The sequence below is a fragment of the Streptosporangium sp. NPDC023825 genome (genome assembly GCF_040639575.1).
Taxonomy (GTDB): Bacteria; Actinomycetota; Actinomycetes; order Streptosporangiales; family Streptosporangiaceae; genus Streptosporangium.
In genome coordinates this window covers 1-6,877 of the sequence record NZ_JBFAAE010000128.1, presented here as the reverse complement: position 1 = coordinate 6,877, position 6,877 = coordinate 1, and the positions used below count along the sequence as shown (strand labels likewise).

General features: G+C 72.2%; 6 protein-coding genes. 1 reads left to right on the top strand and 5 read right to left on the bottom strand.

The annotated features are described in order from the left end of the window. Positions 1 to 218 precede the first annotated feature (218 nt). The gene (locus AB0G15_RS43160) at positions 219 to 869 is read right to left on the bottom strand and encodes an MOSC domain-containing protein (protein WP_362697903.1); all 651 of its coding nucleotides are present in this window, start codon (positions 867 to 869) and stop codon (positions 219 to 221) included. A 545-nt stretch (positions 870 to 1,414) separates the two neighbouring features. Between AB0G15_RS43160 and AB0G15_RS43155 the strand changes: the two genes are divergently transcribed. Further along, positions 1,415 to 2,155, top strand: coding sequence for an NPP1 family protein (locus AB0G15_RS43155; RefSeq protein WP_362851484.1), 741 nt, complete (start codon positions 1,415 to 1,417; stop codon positions 2,153 to 2,155). Positions 2,156 to 2,161: 6 nt separating this feature from the next. On the opposite strand, the gene AB0G15_RS43150 is transcribed toward AB0G15_RS43155, so the two are convergent. The 4 genes from AB0G15_RS43150 to AB0G15_RS43135 all read right to left on the bottom strand — a co-directional run bounded on the left by AB0G15_RS43150 (position 2,162) and on the right by AB0G15_RS43135 (position 6,710). Continuing rightward, positions 2,162 to 4,657 carry an FtsX-like permease family protein gene (locus AB0G15_RS43150; RefSeq protein ID WP_362851482.1) on the bottom strand — a complete coding sequence of 832 codons (2,496 nt, stop codon included), beginning with the start codon at positions 4,655 to 4,657 and terminating at the stop codon, positions 2,162 to 2,164. Continuing rightward, positions 4,654 to 5,346 (bottom strand): ABC transporter ATP-binding protein, encoded by a 693-nt coding sequence (locus tag AB0G15_RS43145; RefSeq protein ID WP_362851480.1) that lies wholly within the window; start codon positions 5,344 to 5,346, stop codon positions 4,654 to 4,656. The genes AB0G15_RS43150 and AB0G15_RS43145 overlap by 4 nt, the downstream gene beginning before the upstream one ends. Continuing rightward, a complete protein-coding gene (locus AB0G15_RS43140) occupies positions 5,343 to 5,867 on the bottom strand; it encodes a PadR family transcriptional regulator (protein ID WP_362851478.1) in 525 nt (174 codons plus the stop codon). Before AB0G15_RS43140 ends, AB0G15_RS43145 begins: the two co-directional genes overlap by 4 nt. Before the next feature lie 126 nt (positions 5,868 to 5,993). Continuing rightward, a complete protein-coding gene (locus AB0G15_RS43135) occupies positions 5,994 to 6,710 on the bottom strand; it encodes a discoidin domain-containing protein (protein WP_362851476.1) in 717 nt (238 codons plus the stop codon). Positions 6,711 to 6,877: the final 167 nt, after the last annotated feature.

Genomic DNA, 6,877 nt, shown 5'->3' with positions numbered 1-6,877 from the left:
CAACCCACGCCCATTTGTCTGGAAGAAGACCGCCGAAGAGATCCTCGAATCACTCGCCAGATATTGCCGACGAATTTCTGACGCAGGACACTAGCCATCGTGACGTTCCGCCCGTCACGCCGGGCGATCCGCCTTGGGGTGGTAGCCCGGACGGTTTGCGCCGTCGTGATGTTCCACCCGTCATGCCGGGTGGCAGGCCGATCCGCCGAGGCCGGTGTCTACGCGGTGGTGCGACGGCGGGCTCGATCCCTGATCTCCTCCGGCAGGGCGTCGGCGGCGAGCAGCCGGGGCAGCAGGTCCGGTTCCGACGTCATCGCCCGGAAGGTGAGCGCGACGGTCACCTTGTGGGCGGGCCGGTGCACGATCTCGACCGGGTCGGCGGCGCGGATGTCGCCTGGCTCGATCACGCGCAGGTACGCGCCCGGCAGTGCGGCCCGGGTGAATCGTTTGGTCCAGCCCTCGCGCTCCAGCCAGCCCTGGAACGTCGCGCAGGGCAGGCGCGGGCACGACACCTCCAGCACGACGTCCGGCCCGATCCGCCACCGCTCACCGATCAGGGCCCCGTTGACGTCCAGGCCCGCGGTCGTGAGGTTCTCCCCGAAGACCCCGTTCGGCAGCGGCCTGTCCAGCTCGGCCTCCCAGCCGTCGAGATCCTCGCGGGCGTACGCGTAGACGGCCTGGTCGGAGCCGCCGTGGTGTTTCACGTCGTGGACACGGTCACCGGCGAGTCCGACCGCGCCGGTGCCCTTGGGGCCGGGGGCGGTGACCGCGACCGGGCCGTCGACGGGCCGCTTGTCGATGCCCGTCGAGTCGAGCCCCTTCCAGGGGTTGGGGCGTGGCCGGCCGACGTTGACCGAGAGCAGCTTCATAATGGCGACGGTACGTTCCCCCGCCCGTCCGGGCGATACCTTTTCCGCGCGGCGGCGCGTGGGCGTTCACGCCGGGGACGATCCGGGTCCCACCGGGCCCCACCGATCTGCGCCGGTCCGCGCCGGTTCGCGCCAAGGCCGGAACGCCCCGTGACGGGATGCCTGGAGAGGCCAGCCGGTTCGTCGGCCGCGACGCGCCTCGTGGGAGGCTTCCTGCCCGGTGATTCGCGATCTTTCGTTCGTGGTTCACCTCCTGACCGTCGCCGATACATGTCGGCGCCATCTGCCGCGGAGACCTTGATCAAGCACCGGTTTCGTGGTGCCGTGCAGGTGCGAGGCGCGCTCACATTGGTGCGGAGAACGCCGCCGACGAGCACCACGCCGACGCGTCGTCAGGTCATGGAGCAGTCCTTCGAGAAAGCGGAAGAATGCGAAAGCCGTGGTCGTTCACGTCCACCCCGAGGGCATCGAAGTCAGCGACCGGGCCGGAGAGGAGCCCATCCCTTCCCGCGTCCCCCGCGCGCGGGCGTTCCCGGTTCGGGATCGTGCTCGGTGTCACCGTTCTGGGGATCGTCCTCCCCGCGTCGGCGGCCTACGCCGATCCGCCCCGCAACCTGCCCCAGTCGGCCGGAGGGTACGAGTCGTCGTTCTCCCCGGCCTACGACTACGACGGTGACGGCTGCTACGCCACCCCCGGCATCGGGCCGGACGGGACCCTCGCTCCGGGGCTGAACCCGACCGGCGCGGTCAACGGCAACTGCCGTGACCAGTCGGACCTGGACAATTCCCAGACCTACGCCCGCGCCAAGTGCAACAACGGCTGGTGCGCCGTCGTGTACGCCAGCTACTTCGAGAAGGACCAGGCGCTGGCCGGCATCAGCCTCGGTGGCCACCGTCACGACTGGGAGCACGTCATCTCCTGGGTGAACCAGGCCTCCAACCAGGTGGAGTACGTCTCGACCACGCAGCACAGCGGCGTCGTGACCTACCCGCGCTCGCAGGTGCGCTTCGACGGGTCGCACCCCAAGGTCGTCTACCACAAGGACGGGGCGTCCACACACTTCTTCCGGCTCGCCAACAGCAACGACGAGCCGCCGGAGAACCACTACCACAACTGGCGCTACCCGCCGCTGGTGGACTGGAACGGCTGGCCCAGTACTTGGCTGCGCGACAGGCTGATGAACGCGAACTTCGGCTCCGCGACCATCAAGATCAATGACGGCAGGTTCGGGGACCTCCTCTCGCGCTCCAAGCCCGGCGGCATCCCCTTCGACCCCTGGGCCTGACGAAGGTCACAGGGGACGGCGGGCGAGGGGCGGCCGGGTCCGGGTGATCAGCGCCGCCGCGGTCGCCAGGACGGGCAGCCCCACCACCACGGCGACCACGAACGGCCACGGCACGGCGATCGTGGCGGGATCGCCGGCGCCGTGCGTCGTCATCGGCCGGCTCAGCGCCACGCCCGTCACCGCCCCCGCGACCAGTCCCACCAGCGCGCCGAGCCCGGAGATGTAGAGGGCCTGGCCGGCCACGACCATCCGCAAGGTCCCGGGCGGGGCGCCGATGGCCGCCATCGTCGCCCGCTCCGGCCGGGTGTCGGCGGCGGCCAGGCGGGTGGCGGCCAGCGTGCCGCCGACGACGAGGACGAGGGCGCCGACGAGCCAGCCCCACAGCCCGGGGTCGGGGGTGTTGCGGTAGCCTTCCTCGGAGGCGACCGTGACGCGGGGGGTCACCTTGTGGAGGTCACGCCACAGCCTTGAACCGGCCGGCAGGAGGTGCATGGCGTAGAGCTGGCTCTCGGTCGTCGAGAAACCGGCCTGTTCGACCAAGGCGCGCGGCAGCAGGGCGCCGCCCTGGTGCTCGTCGGCGGGGGTGGCCAGTACGGCGGGCACCTCCAGCCTGCGCGGGGGGCCGGAGGTGGAGCTCGCCCGCAGGGCCAGCCTGCCGTTCCGCAGCGCGGCGGCGTCGAACACCACGGCCTTGCCGCTCGCCAGCGCCGCGGCCGCTCGCGGGTCGTGGCGCCCCTGCAGGAGCCTGAGCAGGGCCTGGTCGCCGATGGCCGCCGTGCGACGCGTGCGTATCCCGTTCCAGCGCACCGTGTACCGCAGGGCGTAGCGGCGGTTGTCGGCGTTCCTCGCCTGGTAGCCGGTGGCCAGCGGCACGCCGGGCAGTTGGCGGGCCGCCTCGGCGCGGAGTTTTTTCCAGGTCGCGTCGTTGATGGTGCCGGCCCAGATCGCCAGCATGCCGGCCGGGCGTGCCGAGGTGTAGGCGTTGCGCCGGTCCATGTACTCGCTGTGGGTGCCGATGCCCACCGCTACGACCGTGGCGGTGACCGCCATGACGGCCGCCACGGCGCTCGCTGTCCGGGACCGGTGGCGGACCGCGTCGCGGACGGCCACCCGCAGCGGGAGCCGCAGCCGCGCGGCCGGCCGTCCCGTCTGGCGGACCAGCCACGGCGTCAGCGCCACCAGCCCGAGCAGGACCAGCACCGCGGAGGAGAGCACCCACACCGAGCCCGGCTGGCGCCGCGCCACCACGGTCGCGCCCAGTCCGGCCAGTACCAGCGTGGCTCCGAGCAGGGGCCAGCCCCGCCGATCGGGTGCCGTGGGCGCGCGCCCGGCCAGCACGGTCGCGGTGTTCTGCCGGGCGGCCTGTACGGCGGGCACCAGCGCCGCCACGAGCCCGGTGAGCAGGCCCAACGCGGCGACGCACAGGACCGGCGGCCACGGCACTCCCGGCGGGCCGGCCTGCCCGCCCCAGCGTGCCAGGACCGGGGCGCCCAGCACCCCGGCCGCGATGCCCAGCGCCGTCGCGACGAGGGTGGCCGGGGCGCCGAGGACCAGCCCGTCGGCCAGCACGATCGTGCGCAGCTGCCCGGCCGAGCCGCCCTGCGCGGCGATCTCGGCCAGTTCCCTGCGCCGCCTGCGGAGCCCGACCGCGAAGGCGGGTCCGGCCAGCAGGACGGTCACCAGCACCACCATGATCACCATGGCGCCGATCCCAACCGTGTACTGGACCGTCGCGGCCGGGTCGCGAACCGGGGACCACGACGAGTCCGTGATCATGGTGCGGGAGGTGACGAACAGGCCGGCCGCGTTCAGCGCGGGCACGTCGGTCCAGGACACCGGCTTCGCGGTGTCGGCGAGCCAGCCGTCGCCGTACTCGCGCGGGGACCACAACTCGTCCGGCGCCAGGGGGAGGTCCGGGCCCACGACCTTGCGGAGCGAGGGCTGGTGCGGGTGCTCGACCACGCCCACCACCGTCAGCGGCGCCGCGCCGGACGGCCGCAGGAGGTCGCCGGGCCGCAGGCCGAGCGCGGGGGTCACCGCGACCTCGCGGGCGGAGGGGAGCCTGCCCTCGCTCAGCGTCAGCATCCCCCTGGTGAGGGGGTCGCGCAGGTCGGTCTCCAGCGCGTCGACCGGCTCGGTGCCCAGCCGGAGCATGCCGGTGTTGAAGGGGAGCAGCCGGGTGCCCGGTCCGAGCAGTGCCGCCACCTCGGCGGCGCCGGGCCTGGGCGCGGTCGCCCCGTCGTCGCCCGTGCTCCAGTTCCCTCCGGTCGGGTCCTGCTGGAGCACCGTACCCTCGGGTGCCTGCGAGAGGTGGACGTCGGCGGTGCCGAGCGTGGCCACCAGTCCTTCCCGCGGCGTGACCTGCATCGTCTCGGCGAGGGTGAGGAGTGCTGTGATCACCAGGACGGGCAGGCCGATCATCACCATGATGAGCGCGCTGCGTCCCCGGGAACGCCACGCGCTCCGTCGGGCGACGCGCAGCGCGACGCGGACGGCGCTCACCGGGCGCTCTCCAGTGACACGTCCGTGGAATCGGCGATCGTCCCGTCGCGGAGGAACACCACCCGGTCGGCCCAGGCGGCGTAGCGCGGCTCGTGGGTGACGAGCAGGACCGCCGCACCCGCGTCACAGCGGGCGCGCAGTATCTGCAGGATCTCGTCGCCAGCGCGCGTGTCGAGCGCGCCGGTCGGTTCGTCGGCGAGCAGCAGGCGCCGCTCGCCCACCAGGGCGCGGGCGATCGCGACCCGCTGGCGCTGGCCACCGGACAGCTCGTCGGGGAAGCGGTCGGCCAGGTGTGCCACGTCGATCTCCGCCAGCACGGCCACGGCCTCCTGCCTGGCGAGGCGTGACCGCACGCCATCGAGCTCGCGCGGCAGCATCACGTTCTCCGCCGCCGTCAGCGAGGTGATCAGGTTGAGGTCCTGGAAGACGTAGCCGACCCCGCGGCGGCGCAGTGCCGCCAGGTCGCGTACGGCGGCCAGGTCCTGCTCTCCGAGGTGCACCGTCCCCGACGTGGGCCGGTCGAGCCCGCCCGCGAGGTTGAGCAGGGTCGACTTGCCCGACCCGGACGGGCCCATGACCGCGACCAGCTCTCCCGCGCCGACCTCGAGACTCACGCCCCTCAGGGCGTGGACGGCCGTCGCTCCCTCGCCGTGGACCCTGGTCACCTCGGCCAGTCGTACGACCGTCATCTTTCCTCCTTGAGAACGGCCTCGCAGTGGTCCAGCCACCGTTGCTCGGCCTCGGCCTGGAAGATCATGGAATCGAGCACGAGCCGCTGGGCCGCGCCTTCGGTGGCGGTTCGCTCCGTGGTCGCTCGTTTGGCCTTGGTCAGCTGCTGGAGGGCGCGCATGGTCGCGGTCCGCTGCCTGCGGATGACCTCGGCGACGTCCACCTCCTTCGCCGCGACGGCCATGGCCAGCTTGATGACCAGCTCGTCCCGCGGCCGGTCGGACTGGACGACCGGGGTGCCGAACCATCGCGCCATCTCCGCCAGGCCGGCCGCGGTGATCGTGTAGACGACCCGGCCCTGCTCGTCCGACTCGCCCGGCTCGACCAGCCCGTCGCGCTCCAGGCGGGACAGCGTCGTGTAGACCTGGCCGATGTTGAGCGGCCAGGTCGCCCCGGTCGACCCCTCGAACTCCACCCGCAGCTGATAGCCGTGCCGAGGCCCCCTGCTGAGCAGGGCGAGCAGCCCGTGCCTGATCGACATAGATACTAAGTATGCATATTCAGTATGCAGGGCTCAAGGAGATCCGCCATATTCCGCATGAAACGAGGCCGGGTGCCTCCCACGACATGGAGGGCACCCGGCGAGAACGACAGTGGATCAGGAGGGTCAGGAGGCGAGGACCCGTAGCTCCGAGAGCTGGCTGGCAGCCCACGCGGTGTTGGCGGTGAACACCAGCCGGACGTACCGTACGGCGACCATGTTGAAGCTCGTCGACACGGCGTTCCCGGAGGCCGGGTTGAAGGCGTACGCCCGCGAGCCGACGATCGGCCTGTAGGTGACGCCGTCCGTGCTGCCCTCGACGGAGAGCGTCTGGGTGGGGGCACCCCACGACGGCGGTATCGCCATCTCCACCTGGTAGATCCGGCAGGTCGCGCCGAGGTCCACGGTCAGGGACTGCGGGAAGGCGTTGTTGGTGCTCTCCCAGTAGGTGGAGGGGTTACCGTCAACCGTGTTCGCCGTGCCGTACCCCGGCTGCGCGCTTCCCTGGACCGGCCGGCCGAGGGCCGCGTTCTTGCCGGCCGCGGAGAACGCCTGCACCTCGGCGATCTTGATGGTCGGCGACCAGGGGCCGCTCGGGAAGCTCAGCGACAGGCAGCACCCGTGGACCGGCGGGAAGGTGATCGTGACCTTGTTGCCGGTGGCCGGGTTTAAGCTGTAGCTCTGCGCCGGGCTCACCGTGACGTTGTCCACCGTGCCCACGTAGGCCGCCTGGACCGACATCGTCAGCGTCCGGGCCGGCTCGCCGGCCGGGAGCTGCACCACCACCTTGTCCGTGGTGCGGCGGCCGCCCTCAAAGGCGTAGTTGACCGACACCGAGTTCACGAACGCCGGGACCTCCTAATAGGCGGCCGGGTCGCGGTCGGCCGAATAGAAGCCCCAGTGGCCGTGCCTCGATCACCGCGATCCGCAAGGCGCTGCGCGGCGCGGGCGCCGAACGGCTCCTCGAGACGCGGGCTGGCGGCTACGTCGCGCAGCCCGAGGCCGGGCAG

Coding starts and splice junctions, on each gene's coding strand:
- AB0G15_RS43160 (WP_362697903.1), bottom strand. CDS start 869: ATGAAGCTGCTCTCGGTCAACGTCGGCCGGCCACGCCCCAACCCCTGG.
- AB0G15_RS43145 (WP_362851480.1), bottom strand. CDS start 5,346: ATGACGGTCGTACGACTGGCCGAGGTGACCAGGGTCCACGGCGAGGGA.
- AB0G15_RS43140 (WP_362851478.1), bottom strand. CDS start 5,867: ATGTCGATCAGGCACGGGCTGCTCGCCCTGCTCAGCAGGGGGCCTCGG.